The sequence below is a fragment of the Brevundimonas sp. genome, assembly GCF_051858995.1.
GTDB lineage: Bacteria > Pseudomonadota > Alphaproteobacteria > Caulobacterales > Caulobacteraceae > Brevundimonas.
On record NZ_JBHYGN010000007.1, the window covers coordinates 266,819 to 285,455 of the forward strand.

The 18,637-nt window shown below is 68.1% G+C and carries 23 protein-coding genes; 10 read left to right on the forward strand and 13 right to left on the reverse strand.

Translation table 11 applies throughout. From position 1 onward, the window contains the following. Positions 1-24: 24 nt before the first annotated feature. Both ACTIEF_RS06065 and ACTIEF_RS06070 read right to left on the reverse strand, forming a co-directional pair. Positions 25-501, reverse strand: coding sequence for a DUF411 domain-containing protein (locus tag ACTIEF_RS06065; protein ID WP_084375403.1), 477 nt, complete (start codon positions 499-501; stop codon positions 25-27). Continuing rightward, positions 498-1,589, reverse strand: a complete 1,092-nt coding sequence (locus tag ACTIEF_RS06070) for an acyltransferase family protein (protein ID WP_439471258.1) — start codon at positions 1,587-1,589, stop codon at positions 498-500. The genes ACTIEF_RS06065 and ACTIEF_RS06070 overlap by 4 nt, the downstream gene beginning before the upstream one ends. 203 nt (positions 1,590-1,792) lie before the next feature. Here ACTIEF_RS06070 and ACTIEF_RS06075 point away from each other — a divergent pair, with 203 nt between their 5' ends. From ACTIEF_RS06075 to ACTIEF_RS06105, 7 genes are all read left to right on the forward strand, one after another. Then, positions 1,793-2,059 carry a hypothetical protein gene (locus tag ACTIEF_RS06075; protein ID WP_205911595.1) on the forward strand — a complete coding sequence of 89 codons (267 nt, stop codon included), beginning with the start codon at positions 1,793-1,795 and terminating at the stop codon, positions 2,057-2,059. Then, a complete protein-coding gene (locus ACTIEF_RS06080; protein ID WP_008264166.1) occupies positions 2,056-2,496 on the forward strand; it encodes a Spy/CpxP family protein refolding chaperone in 441 nt (146 codons plus the stop codon). The genes ACTIEF_RS06075 and ACTIEF_RS06080 overlap by 4 nt, the downstream gene beginning before the upstream one ends. A 9-nt stretch (positions 2,497-2,505) precedes the next feature. Then, entirely contained in the window at positions 2,506-3,075 is a 570-nt protein-coding gene (locus ACTIEF_RS06085; protein ID WP_008260971.1) for an RNA polymerase sigma factor, read from the forward strand. 128 nt (positions 3,076-3,203) lie between these two features. Then, entirely contained in the window at positions 3,204-5,015 is a 1,812-nt protein-coding gene (locus ACTIEF_RS06090; RefSeq protein ID WP_008264371.1) for a copper resistance system multicopper oxidase, read from the forward strand. Then, complete coding sequence (locus ACTIEF_RS06095) at positions 5,012-6,205, forward strand: copper resistance protein B (protein ID WP_419756320.1); 1,194 nt, start codon at positions 5,012-5,014, stop codon at positions 6,203-6,205. The genes ACTIEF_RS06090 and ACTIEF_RS06095 overlap by 4 nt, the downstream gene beginning before the upstream one ends. A gap of 17 nt (positions 6,206-6,222) precedes the next feature. Continuing rightward, entirely contained in the window at positions 6,223-6,609 is a 387-nt protein-coding gene (locus tag ACTIEF_RS06100; protein WP_278069300.1) for a copper resistance CopC family protein, read from the forward strand. Positions 6,610-6,619: 10 nt separating this feature from the next. After that, complete coding sequence (locus ACTIEF_RS06105) at positions 6,620-6,844, forward strand: ammonium transporter family protein (protein ID WP_419756321.1); 225 nt, start codon at positions 6,620-6,622, stop codon at positions 6,842-6,844. Positions 6,845-6,896: 52 nt separating this feature from the next. Here ACTIEF_RS06105 and ACTIEF_RS06110 read toward each other — a convergent pair whose 3' ends face one another. From ACTIEF_RS06110 to ACTIEF_RS06120, 3 genes are read right to left on the reverse strand one after another with little or no spacing between them, the layout of a single operon-like run. Further along, complete coding sequence (locus ACTIEF_RS06110) at positions 6,897-7,256, reverse strand: bleomycin resistance protein (RefSeq protein WP_419756322.1); 360 nt, start codon at positions 7,254-7,256, stop codon at positions 6,897-6,899. Between the two features lie 35 nt (positions 7,257-7,291). Continuing rightward, positions 7,292-7,510, reverse strand: coding sequence for a GDCCVxC domain-containing (seleno)protein (locus ACTIEF_RS06115; RefSeq protein ID WP_083793340.1), 219 nt, complete (start codon positions 7,508-7,510; stop codon positions 7,292-7,294). Further along, positions 7,507-7,893: an MFS transporter permease gene (locus ACTIEF_RS06120; RefSeq protein WP_419756323.1), complete on the reverse strand. Its 387-nt coding sequence runs from the start codon at positions 7,891-7,893 to the stop codon at positions 7,507-7,509. Before ACTIEF_RS06120 ends, ACTIEF_RS06115 begins: the two co-directional genes overlap by 4 nt. 62 nt (positions 7,894-7,955) lie before the next feature. Here ACTIEF_RS06120 and ACTIEF_RS06125 point away from each other — a divergent pair, with 62 nt between their 5' ends. Then, positions 7,956-8,360, forward strand: a complete 405-nt coding sequence (locus ACTIEF_RS06125; protein WP_040349355.1) for a MerR family transcriptional regulator — start codon at positions 7,956-7,958, stop codon at positions 8,358-8,360. A 40-nt stretch (positions 8,361-8,400) separates the two neighbouring features. On the opposite strand, the gene ACTIEF_RS06130 is transcribed toward ACTIEF_RS06125, so the two are convergent. Next, positions 8,401-8,799 carry a four-helix bundle copper-binding protein gene (locus tag ACTIEF_RS06130; RefSeq protein WP_008261099.1) on the reverse strand — a complete coding sequence of 133 codons (399 nt, stop codon included), beginning with the start codon at positions 8,797-8,799 and terminating at the stop codon, positions 8,401-8,403. 946 nt (positions 8,800-9,745) lie between these two features. Between ACTIEF_RS06130 and ACTIEF_RS06135 the strand changes: the two genes are divergently transcribed. After that, entirely contained in the window at positions 9,746-10,174 is a 429-nt protein-coding gene (locus tag ACTIEF_RS06135; protein WP_134581245.1) for a DUF411 domain-containing protein, read from the forward strand. A gap of 19 nt (positions 10,175-10,193) precedes the next feature. Here ACTIEF_RS06135 and ACTIEF_RS06140 read toward each other — a convergent pair whose 3' ends face one another. Further along, positions 10,194-12,353: a heavy metal translocating P-type ATPase gene (locus tag ACTIEF_RS06140; protein WP_419756324.1), complete on the reverse strand. Its 2,160-nt coding sequence runs from the start codon at positions 12,351-12,353 to the stop codon at positions 10,194-10,196. Between the two features lie 190 nt (positions 12,354-12,543). Between ACTIEF_RS06140 and ACTIEF_RS06145 the strand changes: the two genes are divergently transcribed. After that, entirely contained in the window at positions 12,544-13,047 is a 504-nt protein-coding gene (locus ACTIEF_RS06145; RefSeq protein ID WP_419756325.1) for a Fur family transcriptional regulator, read from the forward strand. Positions 13,048-13,060: 13 nt separating this feature from the next. Here ACTIEF_RS06145 and ACTIEF_RS06150 read toward each other — a convergent pair whose 3' ends face one another. The 6 genes from ACTIEF_RS06150 to ACTIEF_RS06175 form a co-directional block, all read right to left on the reverse strand. After that, positions 13,061-14,263, reverse strand: a complete 1,203-nt coding sequence (locus ACTIEF_RS06150) for an acyltransferase family protein (RefSeq protein ID WP_134581248.1) — start codon at positions 14,261-14,263, stop codon at positions 13,061-13,063. Continuing rightward, positions 14,264-14,686, reverse strand: coding sequence for a hypothetical protein (locus ACTIEF_RS06155; protein WP_439471259.1), 423 nt, complete (start codon positions 14,684-14,686; stop codon positions 14,264-14,266). Between the two features lie 3 nt (positions 14,687-14,689). Continuing rightward, positions 14,690-15,133 (reverse strand): CopM family metallochaperone, encoded by a 444-nt coding sequence (copM, locus tag ACTIEF_RS06160; protein ID WP_419756327.1) that lies wholly within the window; start codon positions 15,131-15,133, stop codon positions 14,690-14,692. Then, entirely contained in the window at positions 15,130-17,196 is a 2,067-nt protein-coding gene (locus ACTIEF_RS06165; RefSeq protein ID WP_419756383.1) for a heavy metal translocating P-type ATPase, read from the reverse strand. Before ACTIEF_RS06165 ends, copM begins: the two co-directional genes overlap by 4 nt. Before the next feature lie 150 nt (positions 17,197-17,346). Continuing rightward, positions 17,347-18,045 carry a methyltransferase family protein gene (locus ACTIEF_RS06170; protein WP_419756328.1) on the reverse strand — a complete coding sequence of 233 codons (699 nt, stop codon included), beginning with the start codon at positions 18,043-18,045 and terminating at the stop codon, positions 17,347-17,349. After that, positions 18,042-18,602: a cation transporter gene (locus tag ACTIEF_RS06175; protein WP_419756329.1), complete on the reverse strand. Its 561-nt coding sequence runs from the start codon at positions 18,600-18,602 to the stop codon at positions 18,042-18,044. The genes ACTIEF_RS06170 and ACTIEF_RS06175 overlap by 4 nt, the downstream gene beginning before the upstream one ends. Positions 18,603-18,637 lie beyond the last annotated feature (35 nt).

Below are 18,637 nucleotides of genomic sequence, written 5' to 3' on the forward strand. Positions count from 1 at the left end.
TGAACGGGCTGAGCGCGATCTGCGTCAGGCCGGCGGGTTGTGGCGGGCGAACACGCGGGTCGCGCCCGAGCGAAGCACCAGCAGGGTGTCGTAGGGCTCCTTGCGCCCCTGCGGCGTCTCCATGCCGGGCGAACCGAGCGGCATGCCCGGGACCGCGACGCCCACCGCCGCCGGTCTCTCGGTCAGCAGTCGAATGACGTCCGGGGCCGGCACATGACCCTCGACCAGATAGCCATCGATCAGACCGGTATGACAGGAGGCGAGCGCGTCCGGCATGCCCCGGCTGCTCCGGACCGATTGAAGGCTTGGAAGGACGGTGATGGTGGTGGTGAAGCCCGCCTGGCGCATGTGCGCGATCCAAGCATCGCAGCAGGCGCAGGTGGGCGTCTTGAAGACCGTGAGGTTTCTGGACGGACGGGTCTGGGCGCAGGCGGACCCGCCCATGCCGATGAAGACGGCCGCGCCCATGAGTAGACGACGGTTCAGATTGGCGGGATTCAAAAGGGTTCTCCCTGATCGCTGTGGACGGATCGCTGCGCCTCGACAGGGTCGGCGCGCTGCGGCGCCAGCCGCGCCCGCAACCACCGTCGGCCAGGCTGCTCGACGAAGACATGGATGGCGGCCGCGGCGGCGAGCGTCAACACAAGCATGGCGGCCAGTTCGACCAGGCCCATTCGATAGTCCGCACCCCAGCCGGAGAACGCCTGCGCCGCATTGCGCCACACCATCAGGATGGGGATGTGGACGAGATAGAGGGCGAACGACGCTTCGCCGGCGAACAGAAGGACGGGGTGAGACAGGAAGGTCCGGACCGGAGCCTTGGCCAACAGGGCGAGCGACAGGATGAAGGGACCGGCCGCCGCCACGATGACCCGGTCGTCGGCGCCGATCTGCATGAGCGTCAGCAGCAGGGTCGTGGCGACCAGGGCGCCCATGAGGGACATTCGCGGCGAAGGCGTCCAGCGCTGACCGAGATAGTAGAGGCCAATGCCGTAGAGGAATTCGGGAATGATGCGCAGGATCCCGAGGCTGTCCTCAGCCCGAGGCAACATCCGGCCGAACCAGGCGCGGTAGAAGGCGTCAAGGGCAACGAACAACAGCATGGCGAGGGCGATCAGGACCCACGGCCTGGCCCGCAGCCGGAGCGCGAGGGCGGCATAGGCGGGGAAGGCCAGATAGGCGAACCACTCCGCCGACAGCGACCAGGCCGGTCCGTTCCAGAGCGCCATGCTCTCTCGCGGGAACCACGCCTGGACGAGCAGAAGGGTGCCCGCGAAGTCGACGGGATTGAACCGGCCAGGCTCCAGCCCGACACCGAACACAGGCGCGATCAGCACCAGCCCAAGCATGGCCAGGAGGATGAACAGGTGAGCCGGATATATCCGGGCGAGGCGCGCCGCCAGGAATCGACCGTAGTTCGGGGCCCGGTCTCCCTGCAGGTAGACGTGGGTCAGGATGAAGCCCGACAGGATGAAGAAGACATCCACGCCCAGGCGCGCGCGGTTCAGCAAGCCCGCGCTCTCCGCCGGGAGCGTCCAGTAGAGCTGGAAGTGAAACAGCACGACGCCGAGGGCGAGAAAGAACCTCACGCCCGTGAGTTGATCGAGCACGTCGGGGAATGGAACCCGCGTGGGCCCTGATCTGTCGCTCACGTCTTTTCCCCGGACGACAGGGCGCGTCCCGGTCGTTCTCTGGTATCTACGCGGGCGACGGCTCGTCCCCTCGTGAGGGGACCGGAAGGCTGGCGCGTATGGCAGATGGGGCGTGACGCAGGTGCGCAATGACTGACGACATGAATGAACTGATCGCAGCGGTCGGGCCGGGCGACGCCGGCCGGCTGGTCGGCATGGAAGACGCGGTCTGGGTGCGGATCGGCGAACGCAGGGAGCGCGCCCGCATGGGTCAGGTCCGGGTCGCCGCCGTTGCGCTCGCTCTGGTGATCGGCGTCGCGAACGGAGGGCTGATGCTCATGGCTCCACGGCCGGAGCCGTCCGAGATGCGGATTTTCACCGTCTCGGCGGGCTTGTCGCCTCTCTCCGGCCTGGACGTTCGGGGATGAGAGCCTCCTGGAAGTCGATCGTCATCACGGCCATCCTGGCCGCGCTGGCCAGCGGCGCGGCGACCTGGGCGAGCGCGACCTGGGTCATGCGGGAGCGGCAGCCGCCAAGCCTGCACAGCGTCGTCCATGAGAAACTCGACCTGAGCCCTGAGCAGGATCGACGGCTCGACGTGGTCGAAGCCCGGTTCGCCGCTCTGCGGCCGGCGCTCGAAGCGGAAGTGCGCGCGGCCAATCGCGAACTGGCGGCCGCCATCGCCGCCAGTGACGGCGACACGCCCCAGGTCCAGGCCGCGGTCGATCATTTCCACGCCGCCATGGGCGATCTGCAGAAGGCGACAATCACCCATGTGTTCGAGATGCGATCCGTCCTGACCCCGGCGCAGGCCGAGGTGTTCGACGCCGCGGTCGTCGAGGCCCTGCACGACGACGCCGGCTAAGCGGCGCGCGTGTGTGCTGAGCAGAGCATCGAGGCCCGTGCGGCGACCGGAGACCGGGCCGCCTTCACCGCCTTGATGGCCGCCACAAAGGCCGATCTCTACCGGTTCGTGCGCCGCTATGTCGGCGACGAGTCCGAAGCGCATGACGTGCTTCAGGAAAGCTATGCGTCCGCCTGGCTCGCCCTGCGGCGGTATGATCCGGCGCGGCCGTTCGACGTCTGGCTTCGCTCCATCGCCCTCAACAAATGTCGAGACTGGGGCCGGCGGCGCGCGGTCCGCCGGGTTGTGCGCGGCGTCATGGGCCTGGAGGCGCCCGAGGCGGCGGCGGTGGGCGACGATGCGCCGTCACCCGAGACACGGCTGGACGATCAGCGCAGGGCCGAAGCTCTGCAACGCGCCTTGCGGGACCTTCCCGACGCCCTGAAGGGGCCGCTTCTGCTCGCCACGCTCGAGGGACGGTCTCACGCCGAGATCGCCTCGATCCTCGGTATTACGCCCAAGGCGGTCGAGACCCGCGTCGCCCGCGCCCGCAAGACCTTGACGGCGGCTTTGGCCCAAGCTTCCGGCGGAAACGCTTGACCTTGCCCTGATGGGAAGATGCACAAGCTGCAATCCCGACGTCTGCGGCATCCTGACGCGAGGGATACGCCGCCCGGCCGCGTATCTGAACGAACGGCTGAATAGCCCGACCAAGGAATTTCTCGCCTATGTCCACGCCCCGCCTCGATCGCCGAACGCTTCTCCGTGGCGCAGCCGCCGGCGGCGGGCTGCTGGGCCTGCAGGGTCTGCTCCCCGCCTGGGCGCAAACCGGATCGGCGGGACTGCGGGCGGATCTTCCGACGCTGACGGGACCGAACATCGACCTGACCGTCGGACACACGCCCTTCACCGTGGGCGGCCGCACCGGCCATGCGGTGACCATCAACGGCGTTCTGCCGGCGCCGCTGCTACGCCTTAGAGAAGGCCAGAACGTCCGGCTAGCGGTGACCAATACGCTGGACGAGGACACCTCAATCCACTGGCACGGCCTGCTCGTCCCGTTCCAGATGGATGGTGTTCCTGGCATCAGCTTCCCCGGCATCAAGGCCCGTGAGACCTTCGTCTACGAGTTCCCGATCAAGCAGTCGGGCACCTTCTGGTATCACAGTCACTCTGGCCTACAGGAGGCGATGGGTCACTACGGCCCAATCGTGATCGACCCGGCGGGCGCCGATCCGGTCGCCTACGACCGCGAGCATGTGCTGGTCCTGTCGGACTGGAGTTTCATGCATCCGCACGAAATCCTGGCCAAGCTGAAGAAGAGCCCGGGTTACTTCAACCAGCAGCGCACCACGCTGGCGGGGCTCATGGACGGCAGCGACCGCATGAGCCTGGAGGAACGGCGCATGTGGGGCCAGATGCGGATGGACCCGCGCGACATCCTCGACGTCAGCGGGTCGACCTACACCTATCTGATCAACGGCCATGGACCGCAGGAGAACTGGACCGGCCTGTTCCGGCCCGGCGAGCGGGTGCGGCTGCGCATCATCAACGCGTCGGCCATGTCCATCTTCAACGTTCGCATCCCGGGCTTGCCGATGACCGTGGTGCAGGCCGACGGCGAGAACGTGCGCCCGGTCGAGACGGACGAGTTCCAGATTTCGGTCGCCGAGACCTACGACGTCATCGTCCAGCCGACCGAGGACCGCGCCTACACCATCGTCTCCGAAGCCATCGACCGGTCCGGCATGGGCCGGGCGACCCTGGCGCCGCGCCTGGGCATGACCGCCGAGGTCCCTCCCCTGCGAGAGGTCCCGAACCTCACCATGCGCGACATGGGCATGGGCGGAATGGATCACGGCGCGATGGCCGACATGTCCGGTATGGATCATGGCGCGATGGCCGGCATGGACCACGCGGCTCCGGCCCAGAACGCGCCCGCGGCCGGCGAGATGGCCGGGATGTCCATGTCGGGCATGAACATGCGCGATCCCGAGAACGCTCCGCCCGACATGGCGGTGGGCGTCGGCGTCGATGCGATCGCCATGGATCCCGCCAACCGTCTGGGTGAGCGTCCGATCGGTCTCACTACAGTCGATCATCGCGTCCTCGTCTACACCGACCTGGTGTCGCTCCAGCCGAACAAGGACCCGCGCCCCCCGTCTCGGACGATGGAGATCCACCTGACAGGCAACATGGAGCGGTTCATGTGGGGCTTCGACGGCCGAAAGTTCAGCGAACTGGTCGAACCGATCCGCTTCGAGCGCAACGAGCGGGTGCGGGTGACCCTGGTCAACGACACCATGATGGCCCACCCGATCCATCTGCATGGTCATTTCTTTGAACTGGTGACCGGCGGACCCACCGGTCACCAGCCCCTCAAGCATACGGTCAACGTCGCGCCCGGCGGCAAGGTGACCTTCGATCTGACCGCCGACGCGCCCGGCGACTGGGCCTTCCACTGCCACATGCTGATGCACATGCACGCCGGCATGTTCAATGTTGTGACGGTGCGGCCCATGGACGGAGCCGCGTCATGAGCCGCCTCGCCGTCGCCCTCGCCCCGCTGGTGCTCGCCGTCAGCGCCTTCAGCGCCCAGGCCCAGGACACTCACACGGGCCACACTATGCCGGCGACCGCGGCGCCGACACGCCCCGCGCCAGCACCGCGGCCCACGCCACAGGCGCCGGCCCGACCGGCGCAGGATCCGCACGCCGGTCACGTCATGCCGCCCGCGCAGACGCCGCCCGCCGCGGATCCGCATGCAGGCCACCAGATGCCGGCGCAGCCCGCGCCCGTAGACCCGCACGCGGGACACCAGATGCCGGCGGCGACGCCCGGCCAGGCTGATCCGCACGCGGGCCACGACATGTCGGCCATGTCGCCCGCGCAGACCGACCCTCACGCCGGGCATGACATGTCGACCATGAGCATGGGGCCGCCCGATGTGGCGACCAGCGCCGACAATCCCGGCCGTCCTCCGGAGGACCCGCTCCCGGCCGCCGCCCTGGCCGGCCCTGCCCACGCCGCCGATCTCGTCTTCGGCGCCGAGGCCATGGCCGCCTCTCGCCGGACCCTGATTCACGAAAACGGCGACGTCCGCACCACGGCCGTCATTCTCGATCGCCTCGAAGCCGGCTTCGGCGACGACGGCGAGACCTACCTCTGGGACGTCCAGGGCTGGACGGGCGGCGACATCAATCGCTTCTGGTGGAAGTCCGAGGGCGAAGGCGACTTCGGCGGCGAGCTCGAGGAGGCTGAAGTCCAGGCGCTCTACAGCCGCGCGGTCACGCCCTTCTGGGACGTTCAGGCCGGCGTGCGTCAGGACTTCCGGCCCGACGGCGAGGACACCACGCATCTGGTCCTCGGCCTGCAGGGCCTGGCGCCCCATTGGTGGGAAGTCGACGCCGCCGCCTTCCTGTCGACCGACGGCGACCTGACCGCCCGCGTCGAGGCCGAATACGACCAGCGCATCACCCAGCGCCTGATCCTTCAGCCCCGCCTCGAAATCGACGCTTCAGCCAGCGACATTCCGGAACTGGAGATCGGTTCGGGCCTGTCCTCGATCGAGGCGGGCCTGCGACTGCGCTACGAATTCCGCAAGGAGTTCGCCCCCTATGTCGGCATCGAGTGGAGCCGCGCGTTCGGCGATACCGCCGACTACATCGAGGCCCGAGGCGGCGAGACCGACGACACCCGCTTCGTCGTCGGCCTCAAGGCCTGGTTCTAACCGAAGGAGACCACCCCATGATGATCCGCACTCTCGTTGTCACCGCCGCCCTCGCGTTCGCTGGCGCCGCCGCCGCCCAGGACCCGCATGCGGGTCACGCTATGCCGGCCCAGGCCGCTGTGCCCCAATCTGGCATCACGACCGTCCCTGCGAATGGCGCGATGACCCAGGGGTCGCCCGAGCGGTTCAGCGTCACCTTCCCCCACGCCATGGTCCTCAAGACCGTCGCCCTCTCCGCCGAGGGGCAGGCTCCGGTCGACGTCACTGTCCCCGCCGCACCGGCCGCCGCCACCGTCGGCGTGGCTCTTCCGCGCCTCGCGCCGGGCACCTACACTGCCGCCTGGACCGCCGAAGGCCCGGACGGTCACAAGATGTCCGGCTCCGTCAGCTTCATGATTCACTAGGAGAACGACGATGAAAGTTTCCAACCTGCTGGCCGCCGCCGGCGCGATCGTGACCCTGAGCGCCGGCGCGGCCCTCGCCGCCGAGGGCTGCGAGTGCTGCAAGGACATGGCCGCGGACGCCGCCATGAGCTGCTGCGACGAGATGAAGACCGAGCCCGCCCCGCCCGAGCCGACGCCGCCCGCCCCGGCGCCGTCGGATACGCCCGCGCCTCAGGGCCACGCCGACCACAACTGATCGTCGCATCGATGGTTTCCGGCGGTTTCCCGTGGGGGAGCCGCCGGACGCCTCAGTTCTGGATAAGGCGGATCAAGTTTCCGTCCGGGTCGATGAGCGCGCCGATCCGCAGTCCCGACTCCTCAAGCTTCGGCGCGTGCAGGCGGGGGTGGCCCCAGCTGGTTTCCGGCAATCCTGAAACGACGCACCCTGCGTAAAACCCGTCCAGGTCGTCCAGCCGCAGGCAGCAGCCGAAGTTGCTGGTCAGCGGATCCACGTCCGGATGCGGGAAGAACTCCAGCGTCAAACCGCCTCTTTTCAGGATCATCCAGCCTTTGTCGCGCCAGTCCTGGTCGAAGCCCAGTCGAGTGTAGAACTGGGACGTAACTTCGAAATCCCGCGACGGTAGGTTGGGCGTGGCGTGGTCGGTCACGGCGAACTCCGGGAATGCAGCAATGCCGCCGTAGCCTAGCTGCAACACCCCTTGCCATCTACCTGGATCGGCGGACACGGCACGTCGGCATAGGAGCAGAACACGCAGCAGTCGCCGGGTAGGGGCTTCAGCTTCACGCCGCAGCCGAGACAATCGTAAAACCAGATGCAGGCGTCGGTGGGCATGGTCTCCGTCGCAACATGACCGCAATCCGGGCAGGTCAGCGTCGAGTCTAGAACGATGGCCCGGGTCATCGCATGGCCGCCAGTCGCGGCATGACCCACGGCTCGATGTACGGCTGCCAGGCCATGGAAAGGACGATCAGCAGACTGGCGATCACCAGCAGCCAGAAGGCGAGCCGCGAAGGGTGGCGGCAGGCCCCGTCTTTCCGACACATCCGCAGGCGACGCCAATGCAGCAGCCAGCCCGCGGCCAGGATGACGGCGGCCAGAAGCGTCAGCCAGTTCCGCGCACCCGCGATGACCGCGGCGCCGGCGAAGGATACGCCCGCCACGGACAGAGCCAGAGGCAACACGCAGCACGCGGCCCAGGCGAACACCGAGGCGACACCGCCGAGGGCGGCCGAGGCGCTGATGGCGACCTCGGGCATGCGGGGCCGGTCGTAATCGATGGCCATAGGACCTCCCGTTCGATTTCTGCTACAGGCTACAACCCGTAGCCGCTACGGGATCAAGAGCCATGTCCGCACGAAGTTTGACGATCGGGCGCCTCGCTGACAGCGCCGGGGTGAACCTGGAAACGGTGCGCTACTACGAACGTATCGGGCTGATGCCCGCGCCGGCCCGGACCGAGGGCGGCCACCGCAGCTATGAGCCGGAACACGCCCAGCGTCTGCGCTTCATCCGCCGGTCGCGCGAACTGGGCTTCGGCATCGACGCCATTCGGCGCCTGATCGCGCTGAGCGAGCCGGGCGTTCAGGCGTGCTGCGAAGTCCGCGACATGGCCCAAGACCACATCGCCAGCGTGGACGCCAAGATCGAGGATCTGCAGAGGCTACGGAAAGTGCTGAGGCAGGCTGTGGCCGACTGCAGTGAAGGCGGACGGGTTAGGTGCCCGGTGATTGATGAGCTGGGCTCGAGCTAGCGTCGAAGCTACGACCCTGTGCCGATGACAGCGGTCAGCCTCAGTGCCGTGAAGGCCTGATCGACGCGGCCGCCTCGCGGCAAGCATCTTCGCAACGCCGGCATTCTTCGGCGCAGATACGGCAATGCTCGTGCATCTCGGCGTGCTTCTCGCACTCGATGGCGCAGTCGGCGCAAGCCTCGGCGCAGGTCTCGAGCATGCGCTTGATCAAGGCCTCGTTGCTGCCGGCGCGCCGCACGGCGAGCCCGGCCGTAGCCAGACAGACATCGGCGCAGTCGAGATCGAGCCGGATGCACTGGGTCAGGTCCCTGACCATCTCCTCGGCCAGGCAGGCGTCAGCGCAGATGCGGCATACGGCGGCGCAGCCGTAGCCCGCTTCGATCGCGCGAATGAGGCTGTCGTTCACGCTGCCGCGTACGTCGGGGTGGGTGCTGATCATTGGTTGGATTTGCATCGGAGGCTCCCTCGGGTGATCGGGATCCAACCCCGGCGCCGGGACGATGTTCCGAACGGCGACGCCTCCCGACCTCGTCAAACCCGTACTTCGCCGAGCCGAGATCATGTGGAAATGCGGTGGACCGGACATCAGGGGCCGGCCGGCGACCTCAAGCTCACATGCATTCGACCACGGATCACTGAACCGCTTGCGATTTGGATCTCCGCACTTGCCCGCGAGTTCATCTACAATCGGCGGCGCAACCGAGATTGTGGGGTCGGCGGGCTCCGGAACAGAGAGGCGCTGGTCTTGAGCCAGGGACGTAATGCGTCGGCCCGGGCGCGCCGGGCCGGCCTCGTCCTCGCTGCCCTCGAGGGCCGAAGGCTCGTCTTCGCGAGCGGGCCCGCGCGAAAAGTCAGCCTGTTGGTCGCGCGCGCCGTGTTGCGACTTATACGGCCGGGCGGAGGCCGTTGCCGCTCACATGCAGTTTTTGGCGCCTTCGGGGCCCCGCAAGCGTCGGCGGGCTAGCTCTCGACGCCACGGTTCGCCGCAGCGGACGCTTCGCCTCCGGCTTCCGCCGGCTCCTCAATCCCGTCGCCCATGACCATTCCACGGGGATCAGCGCTTGCGTGACCGGCCTCGTACGGTCGCGATACGTCAGCGAAGGCATGGTTGCGAGACCCCGGGCGCCTCAGGCGAACGGATTCGCTTGGCCGGGCCGGCCGAGCAGGGGGCTGTGTCCTGCCCGGGCGGGTGCGGGCCTTCTACCAGAGGTTCCGCTGCGATATGGGCGGACTTAGCCGGCGCTCAACGCCTGGGCGACGTCAGGTCAGGGCGCGACAACTGCGCCCGTCGCCAAACCGGCCCGCGCCCGCCATGGTGGGATTTGGACTCCCAAGGAGCGCTCACTTTGGTTCAAACTCGCCCGCGCTTGTCCCGCCGGACCCTCGTGTTCGGCCTGCCCCTGGTCGCCGTGGCCGGCCCGGCCCTCGCCGCGCCCCCGAAACGGATGATCGCCTACAAGACGCCATGGTGCGGCTGCTGCGGCGGCTGGATCGCCCACATGCGCCAGGCGGGCTGGAACGTCGAGGTCGTCGAGCGCGAGGATCTCGCCCCGATCCGGGCCCGGCATGGCATTCCGGACCGCCTCGCCTCGTGCCACACAGCGGTGGTCGGCGCCTACGCCATCGAGGGCCATGTTCCGTCGAGCGATGTCGAGCGGCTGCTCGGCGAACGCCCCGCCGCCCGCGCACTAAGCGCGCCCGGCATGCCGGCGGGCTCGCCGGGCATGGAGGCCGCCGGGCGCGAACCCTATGCGACCGTCCTGATCCTCAACGACGGTTCGACCCGCGTGTTCGGTCGCCACAACGGGGCCTGAGAAGGCGCACCGCCGGCAGTCACGACGGTTGACGACGCGGCGTCCAGCGCAGCAGGCGCATGGCGTTGGCGGTGACCAGGACCGTGGCTCCGGTGTCAGCGAGGATGGCGGGCCACAGGCCCGTCACCCCGATCACGGTGGTGACCAGGAACACCGCCTTCAAGCCCAAGGCGATGGTGATGTTCTGCCGGATATTGCCCATCACTCCGCGGGACAAGGCGATCATGTCGGGAATGTCCCTGACCCGGCCGTGCAGGACGGCGGCGTCCGCCGTCTCCAGGGCCACGTCGGTGCCGCCGCCCATGGCGATGCCGACATCCGCCTGGGCCAGGGCCGGGGCGTCGTTGATGCCGTCCCCAACCTTGGCGACCACCAGACCCTCGGCCTGAAGCGCCTTGACGATCACCAGCTTGTCCTGCGGCAGCAGCTCGGCCCGGGGCTCGAGGCCCAGCGCGGCTGCGACCGCCTCCGCCGTGCGGCGGTTGTCGCCCGTCAGCATGACGGTGCGGATGCCCCGCCCCTTGAGGTCAGCCAGCCCCTGAACCGCGTCGGGCCGCGCCTCGTCGCGCATGGCGAGGAAGCCGGCGACGCCCTCCTCGACGACAAGGACGGAAACCGTCTTGCCCTCGGCGTTCAGAGCGGCGATGGTCGCGTCCTGCGCCGGCGTGATCGGCGCGCGTCGGGCCGCGGCCAGCGGCGAGCCGAGGAAGATGCGTTCGCCGCCGACCTCGCCTTCTACGCCCTCCCCCGCAATGGCCTGGGTGGCCGACGACGGTGGCGCCGTGATCTTATCCGCCTCGGCTCGGGCGAGGATGGCGAGGGCGAGCGGATGGCTCGATCCCGTTTCCAGCGCGGCCGCCAGCGTCAGCAGGAGGGAGGCGTCCCGCGTTCCGGCGACGACGTCGGTGACGACGGGCTTGCCGGCGGTCAGGGTCCCCGTCTTGTCGAAGGCGATCGCCGTGATCTTGCCCAGCGTTTCCAGCACGGCCCCGCCCTTCATGAGCAGGCCGCGCCGGGCGCCCGCCGACAGGCCGGCGGCGATGGCGGCCGGGGTGGAGATGACGAGGGCGCAGGGGCAGCCGATCAGCAGCACGGCGAGACCCTTGTAGATCCATTCGCTCCACGTCCCGCCGAACAGCAGCGGCGGCGTGACCGCGACGAGGGCGGCGAACACGAGCACGCCCGGCGTGTAGATTTTCGAGAAGCGGTCGATGAAGCGTTCGGTCGGCGATTTCGATTCCTGCGCCTCCTCGACGAGACGCACCACCCGGGCGATGGTGTTGTCCGAGGCCGAGGCCGTCACGCGCACCCGCAGGACGCTGCCGCCGTTAATCGTGCCGGCGAACACAGGATCGCCCACGACCTTGCGCCTGGGCACGCTCTCGCCCGTCACCGGGGCCTCGTCGAGGTCTCCCGCGCCCTCGATGATCTCGCCGTCCGCCGGAACGCGGTCTCCGGGCCGGACCAGGATGATCGCGCCCACCGCCACGGTCTCGGCGGCGACCTCCGTGGTCACCCCGTCCGCCTCGACGAAGGCGGTCTTGGGCACGAGGGCGGCGAGCCCCTGGATGCTCTTGCGCGCGCGTCCGGCCGCCACCCCTTCGAGCATCTCGCCGACCAGGAACAACAGGACGACGGCGGCGGCCTCTTCCGCGGCCCCGATGAAGACGGCGCCGACGGCGGCGATGGTCATCAGCATTTCGATGGAGAAGGGCGTGCCGTGGCGCGCCGCCGAAAAGGCGCGCGACGCGATCGGAATCAGCCCCACGGCCAGGGCGGCGAGGAAGGCGTATCGTTCGAGGGAGGGGAACAGCGTGCCCAGTCCATAGGCGGACAACAGCGCCAGGCCGCAGAGCGCGGTGAGGCGGGCCTTGCCGGTCCACCACCACGGGGCGCCCCCGGCCCGGGCGGCCGCCGGAGGTGGGCCCGCCGCCGCAGCGACGGCTCCGGACGTCGGCGCGGCCGCTTCTCCGATGTAGCCGAGGTTGCGCAGTTGCTGCAGGACCGCCTCGTCGGCGAGGTCTCCGCCATGCCGGATCTTGAGCACGCCGGTCTGCACCGCCACCGAGACGTCCTCGACGCCCGGCAGCCTGCGGATCGCCGTGTCGATCTTGCGGCCGCAGCTGGCGCAATCCATCCCGGTGACCCGGTATCGGCTTTCGAGGGGTTGCGCCGTCATGTCTGTTCCTTGTGATCTCTATAGGGCAAGGCTACCTCCTCCAGCGACTGTAGGTGCAAGCTAAAAAATGAGCCCGCCGTTCCCTTGGAGTGGAGAGCGCCGTCCGACGAACCCTGGAGGCGGGCCCAGCCCCTCGATGACCTCGCCTTGTCCGCACGACCGTGAGACCGCGCCGCCAACGGCCGCACAGGTGGAACGCGCCCTGGACGCTGCCGCCGCCAGCGTCGCCGCCACCGGGGATAAGCTGACGCGCCCCCGGCGCAGGGTGCTGGAGCTCCTGCTCGTCGCGGGCGCTCCGGCTAAGGCCTATGATCTCGTGGCGACGTATCACCAGGATGCTCGCGTCGCGAAGCCGGCTACGGTCTATCGGGCGCTGCAGTTCCTCGAAACTCACGGTCTGATCCATCGTCTTTCCAGCCTCAAGGCCTATGTGGCCTGCGATCCCGAACGCCTCGGTTCGCCTGCGGTTTTTCTTCTGTGCGACTGTTGCGGCTTCTGTCGCCAGATCCCTTCGTCCGGCATGGCGTCGCTGGGCGCGGCCGCGACAGCGGCGGGCTACGAGATCGAACGGATCACGCTCGAAGGCCAGGGTCTGTGTCCGGCCTGCCGCCCGCAGCGCCCCGGCGCGGCCCGGGATCTGGCCCCCCAGACAGAGCCGGAGGCGGCCGCGGGGGTCCGGGCCCACAAGCACTGAGCCGCGCCCCTGATCAAGCCCGGGGCGGGTCGATGGCGGCCTGCCCCGGGCGCCCGGGCGCGGCGACGCCGGGGCCGCCCAATTCCACGGCCCGTTCCGTGGCGGCGGCCGACCTTCGGGTCGACCCCGGTCGTCGGGACGGACTAAGCCAGGTCTGGACCGGTCGGTCGAAGCCGTAGCGAAACACGGCGGCGGCCACGAACGCCCCGACCAAGCCGATGGCCCACAGGACCCAGCGAACGTCGGACGACCAGGCCTCCTGTCCCAAGGCGTCGAGCAAGCCGAACCAGACGATGCGGCTCACCTCATTGGTGAGGAACATCGAGAAAGACATAAGGGCCAAATGCTCGATCATCCGTGAAGGACTGCGCACCGGCACGGCGCCGGCGGCCCAGATGATCACGGTCATCAGGCCCAGCGACAGCAGGCTGAAGGCGCCGAAGGCCTGCAGCCCCACGAGCGCGAAGGCGGCGGCGAGGCCGATCGCCCTGGCCCGGTGTGGCGCGACACAGACCCGCGAACCGTAGAAGGCCGCCGCGACCCCGAGCAGGAAGAGCGGCAGGGCGCGCAGGATGCCGTAGCGCATCGGCAGGCGGTAGATCGGATCGCCGAGCCACAGCGAAGCGGCGATATCGGCGGCGACGACGAGGAGCGTCGCGCCGATCACCACTGCGACCGGCGGCCAGCGCCACAGAGCGCGGCAGATCCAGGGCAGCAGGAGATAGCAGCCGATCAGGGCCGAGAGGGTCCAGGTCGGGGCGTTCCACCCCTGCCCGCCCGGCACGCCATAGGCCTGGACCAGTAGCACCTGCGCGGGCAGTTGCGACCAGTCGAACCAGCGCGGATTGCTGGGCGCGATCCCGGCCAGGGCGGCGCCGCCGACGAGCAGCACCAGAACGAGGCTGACCGCCAGGTGGGCCGGAATGACCCGCAGCAGGCGCTGGCGCGCATAGGCGCGCAGCGAGGCCTGTCCGGACGCGAGGCGATCACCGTAGATGCGGGCCAGGACATAGCCGGAGTCGATGATGAAGAAGTCGGTGAGCAGATAGCCGCGCTCGAAGACTGGATGCAGTTGTCCGAGAGGCACAGGCGCGGCCTCGCGGAAATGGTAGAGGATGATCAGCGCCCCTACGATAAAACGCAGCGCGTCCAGCCAGCCGCCGCGCGCGATCCGGATGGGGCGAGGCGACGGCTCGGTCAGCGCGGCTTCGGGCATTCAGTCAGCCTTCCGTGGCGCAGACCCGGCGGCGGCGCTGCGGTGCTCATGTGGACGCAGGACGATCTGGTCTCGCGAAGCGTAGAGAACGGCCGTTCCCAAAACCCAAACGACGACCAAGCCTCCGACGACCATCAGTCCTGGCCTATCGCGGGGTCCAAACACAAACGAGCAGCCGATCACGCCGCCCAGAATGGCCCCGTACCCAAAATGCAGCGGCACCTTGTGTGCGCCCAGCAGCAGAAGGGCCATGCAGAAGACCAGGCCTCCTGCGAACAGGCTGACCCCGATGGCGACGAGCGTATCGAGCACGGGCCGTGGCTTCAGCGGGCGCGCCTGGAGCCGCCGCCTACCTCGTTGGCGATAGCGGCCTTCCCGCCAACGAATGCTCCGGCCGCGCACGGTGAAGCGTTTGCCGGCCATGCGTCAGGGCCTTGCGTTGGGCGCGGGCGTGTCCTCATGGCGCGCAAGAAGGATTCTCATCCGGACAATTTCGGATTCCTGGGCCGCGATGATCTCATCGGCCAGACTGCGCACGTCGCGGGCTTCGCCATGCTCGACGGCGACCTGGGCCATTGCGAGCGCACCCTCGTGGTGGGCGATCATTCCGCGCAGGAAGTCGATGTCGGCGTCGCCCGTGTAGTTGATGCTCATGGCCTGGTGCATCTTCGCGCTGGCCTCGCGATAGGCGCGAGTCGATGGGCTGTCCGTGGTCTCGCCAGCGTGGCTTGCCTCGGTGTCGCTCGGGCGAGAGTCAGCCGCCGACGGCGCCGCAGGGACCTCGCGGGTTTGCCGCGAGATCATCCCGAAGGCGAAGGCCGACAGGGCGAGAAAGACGGCGATGACGGAAATCCATCCGAAACGCTTCATGACGATGTCCTCGAGAGAGCCGGCGGGGCCACGGGGGCGGCCGGGATTGCACTGGGAAGGATGGGCGCCGTTCGGTCGTGGTAGCCGAGCAGGCGCAGAGCGTTGAACACCACCAGCAGGGTCGACCCCTCGTGGAGCGCCACGGCAGGGCCGATGCCAAGGCCGAGGATCGTCGCCGGCACAAGGAAGGCGACGATTCCGAGACTGACGTAGAGATTCTGGAGAATGATGCGCCGCGTCTGTCGGCTGAGACCGACGGTGAAGGGCAGCTGCGACAGGTCGTCCGACATCAGGGCGACGTCGGCGGTCTCAAGCGCAACATCGGAGCCAGCCGCGCCCATCGCGATACCGACGGTCGCCGTGGCCATGGCCGGGGCGTCGTTCACCCCGTCGCCGACCATGGCGATCTTGCCGTCAGCGCGAAGGCGTTTGATGGCGTCAACCTTGTCCTCGGGCATGAGGTCGCCCCAAGCCTCTGTCAGGCCGACCTGTCCGGCGATCGCCTGTGCGGCCTTCTGGTGATCGCCCGAGATCATGATCATTCGCCCGATGCCGAGGGCGCGAAGAGCGGTCAGCGTCGGCCGCGCCGCTGGGCGAGGCGTATCAAGAAGCCCAATGACACCGAGATCGCGCGTGCCGCGTCGCACCACCATCAGGGTTCGACCCTGCAGTCGCAATTGAGCGACGACAGAGGTTGTTTCGTCGCCGAGCGGCGCTACGCCATCGACGCCGAACATCTCCGGCTTCCCTATCCAGATCGTCTCGCCGTGCAGCTGGGCGGTCACGCCCTTGCCCGTCAGGCTCTTGAGGTCGATCGCGGCCGGGATGATCGTATCGCGCAAGCGTGCGCCACCGTCGCGCGCGATGGCCTCCGCCAACGGGTGGTCGCTGAGCCGTTCGACCGCCACAGCGACCGCCAGAAGATCGCCCTCCTTCGTCCCGCGCACCGTCATGACGTCGGTGATCCGCGGCCGTCCCTCGGTCAGGGTGCCGGTCTTGTCGAAGGCGATGGCGTTGAGCGAGCCGAGGTTCTCCAACGGCGCGCCGCCCTTGATCAGGACACCGGCGCGCGCCGCACGGGCGACGCCCGATAGGACGGCGCTCGGGGTGGCGATGGCGAGCGCGCAAGGACTCGCGGCGACCAGCACGGCCATGGCGCGATAGAAGCTGTCGCGGAACGGCTCATCGACGACGACCCAGGCGAACAGCAGGACAAAGGCGAGCGCCAGCACCACAGGCACGAAGATGCGTTCGAACCTGTCCGTGAAGCGCTGGGTCGGCGACTTCTGCGTCTCGGCCTCACTCACCATCCGAACCACCTTGGCCAGGGTGGTGTCGCTCGATGTGCGGGTCGTCTCAATCTCGATGGCGCCTGAGCCATTGATGGTGCCCGCGAAGACGAGAGACGGCGATCCGACCTGGGCCGGTCTCGCCCGCGCCGCCTCGGGATCCGCGACGGGCTGCTTGTCGACAGGCATGCTTTCGCCGGTCACGGGGGCTTGGTTGATGCTTGTGGTGCCGACCACGACAAAGCCATCAGCGGGCAGTCGTTCGTTTGGACGCACCACCACGGTGTCGCCGACGACCAGATCTTCGACAGGCAATTCGACGACCTGTCCGTCGCGTCGCACATGGGCTGTCCGGGGGGCAAGCTCGGCCAGGGCCTCGATCGCGCGTTTGGCGCGGCCCATGGCGTAGTGTTCGAGCGCGTGGCCGATGCTGAACAGAAACAGCAGGAGAGCGCCTTCGGCCCAGGCCCCGAGCGCCGCCGCACCTGCGGCTGCGACGAGCATCAAGGTATCGATCTCGAAGCGCTTCTGGCGGAGGTTCTCGAACGCTTCTCGCACCGTAAAAAAGCCGCCGAAGATGTAGGCGATCAGGAAGAGGGCGAGGGGAATCCAAGCGGGAAGGCCCGTTGCGAGTTTCTCGAGGGCGAATCCAAGGCCCAGAGCAAGGCCACTTGTCAGGGCGAAGATCAGCTCCGTATTGGAGCCTAGAACGCCACCGTGATCGTGCTCCTCGGACTCGGTGTGGGGATGGTCCGGCAGTGTTGTGCTGGTCATAAATAGGGTCCCGTTGCGGGTTGGGAATCGCGGCTGCTTGCGGCGACCGCCGCGATCGAGGGGGCGGGATAGCGACACGGGCGAAGGCGCGCCGGGCCAGCGGGTTCCAGCGCGATCCGCTCGCAGGTGGTCATCCCGGTTCTCCCGACCTCAGGGCACGGGCACGACGGCATTAAAGCCCCCGAGCCGCTGGAGCTGCTCAATCGCTTCGAAAAGCGGAAGCGCTAGGAGAAAGACGAAGCCGTCGCGCACCGTGCGGACGAAGAATACCGGCCGGATCATGATTTCCGCCTCGTCGCGCCATAGGGAGAGCTTGGGCAGGAACCGAGGGGTGCGCTCACGGTAAGCTTGGTAGTCGTGTCCAAAGGCGTCGGAGAGGAAGCGTTCTTCGCGGCCGACCACGATGCGAAACACCACCCAGCAGGCTAATCCGAAGACCAAACCGACGCTAAGGCTGCCGGACTGGGCGCCGATGCCAAACGCGCCGATGAAGCTGAAGACGTACAGCGGATTGCGGCTGACCGAATACGGTCCTGCGGATATGATCTCCTGTTTCTTCCGGCCACCGATGTAAAGGGAACACCAAGCCCGACCGATGATGCAAACCATGATGGCGATCAGGCCCAGATGCTCGACAGGATGTTCGAGCAAGGGCCAGGATGTGACGAGCGCCGCGCAGACGACAAGAAGCAGGCCCCCGACGAGAATGCCCGCCTTGCGCCATCGTTGAACGGATTGGATATCGACCGCTGATCGACAGGCGTCATCAGGAAGTGATGAGCCGGACGAAGCAGGGCTTGCGGGTTTGGAGACGCTCGAGACGTCGTCGGAGGGATCGAGCGGCATCATTGCGCCTCCCCCTCATCCGGACGATCCTTAGCCGCATCGCGCAGGATGTCCACGCCGCCCTTCAACGCGATGGCGGCCACGAGGACGCCGACGACGAGGTCCGGCCACGCCTGGCCGAGCCAGAGCACCAACGCCCCGGCGACGAGGATGCCTCCGTTGGAGGCGAAGTCGTTGAAGCTGAACGTCTCAGCAGCCTTCATGTTGACGTCGGCGCTGTGCTGGCGGCGGATCAACTGCAGGCAGATCAGGTTGATGATCGCCGCAACGACCGCGAGCCCCATCATGGTCGGGCCGATCGGTTCGGTCCCGATGAGGAACCGACGACCCGCGTCGAGAAGGACGCCAGCGCCGAAGATGAGGAGCATGACGCCCGAAAGGCGCGCCGCCCCCCGCTTCCACGAAACGGGCCGACCGATCGCGAGAAAGCTGATCAGATAGACAGCAGCGTCCGAGGCGTTGTCCACCGCGTTGGCCAGCAAAGCGCTGGAATCGGCGGACAGGCCGCCGATCCCAAGAGCTAATGCCAGGCCCGCGTTGAGCGCGAGAACCGTCAGCAACGTGCGTCGCTGCTGACGGTCATCCTGAGTGCGAG

Excerpts from the sequence above, each read along its gene's own strand:
- ACTIEF_RS06075 (WP_205911595.1), top strand. The coding sequence starts at position 1,793 with ATGAATGAACTGATCGCAGCGGTCGGGCCGGGCGACGCCGGCCGGCTG.
- ACTIEF_RS06080 (WP_008264166.1), top strand. The coding sequence starts at position 2,056 with ATGAGAGCCTCCTGGAAGTCGATCGTCATCACGGCCATCCTGGCCGCG.
- ACTIEF_RS06090 (WP_008264371.1), top strand. The coding sequence starts at position 3,204 with ATGTCCACGCCCCGCCTCGATCGCCGAACGCTTCTCCGTGGCGCAGCC.
- ACTIEF_RS06095 (WP_419756320.1), top strand. The coding sequence starts at position 5,012 with ATGAGCCGCCTCGCCGTCGCCCTCGCCCCGCTGGTGCTCGCCGTCAGC.
- ACTIEF_RS06100 (WP_278069300.1), top strand. The coding sequence starts at position 6,223 with ATGATGATCCGCACTCTCGTTGTCACCGCCGCCCTCGCGTTCGCTGGC.
- ACTIEF_RS06105 (WP_419756321.1), top strand. The coding sequence starts at position 6,620 with ATGAAAGTTTCCAACCTGCTGGCCGCCGCCGGCGCGATCGTGACCCTG.
- ACTIEF_RS06115 (WP_083793340.1), bottom strand. The coding sequence starts at position 7,510 with ATGACCCGGGCCATCGTTCTAGACTCGACGCTGACCTGCCCGGATTGC.
- ACTIEF_RS06120 (WP_419756323.1), bottom strand. The coding sequence starts at position 7,893 with ATGGCCATCGATTACGACCGGCCCCGCATGCCCGAGGTCGCCATCAGC.
- ACTIEF_RS06125 (WP_040349355.1), top strand. The coding sequence starts at position 7,956 with ATGTCCGCACGAAGTTTGACGATCGGGCGCCTCGCTGACAGCGCCGGG.
- ACTIEF_RS06130 (WP_008261099.1), bottom strand. The coding sequence starts at position 8,799 with ATGATCAGCACCCACCCCGACGTACGCGGCAGCGTGAACGACAGCCTC.
- ACTIEF_RS06140 (WP_419756324.1), bottom strand. The coding sequence starts at position 12,353 with ATGACGGCGCAACCCCTCGAAAGCCGATACCGGGTCACCGGGATGGAT.
- ACTIEF_RS06150 (WP_134581248.1), bottom strand. The coding sequence starts at position 14,263 with ATGCCCGAAGCCGCGCTGACCGAGCCGTCGCCTCGCCCCATCCGGATC.
- ACTIEF_RS06155 (WP_439471259.1), bottom strand. The coding sequence starts at position 14,686 with ATGGCCGGCAAACGCTTCACCGTGCGCGGCCGGAGCATTCGTTGGCGG.
- copM (WP_419756327.1), bottom strand. The coding sequence starts at position 15,133 with ATGAAGCGTTTCGGATGGATTTCCGTCATCGCCGTCTTTCTCGCCCTG.
- ACTIEF_RS06165 (WP_419756383.1), bottom strand. The coding sequence starts at position 17,196 with ATGACCAGCACAACACTGCCGGACCATCCCCACACCGAGTCCGAGGAG.
- ACTIEF_RS06170 (WP_419756328.1), bottom strand. The coding sequence starts at position 18,045 with ATGATGCCGCTCGATCCCTCCGACGACGTCTCGAGCGTCTCCAAACCC.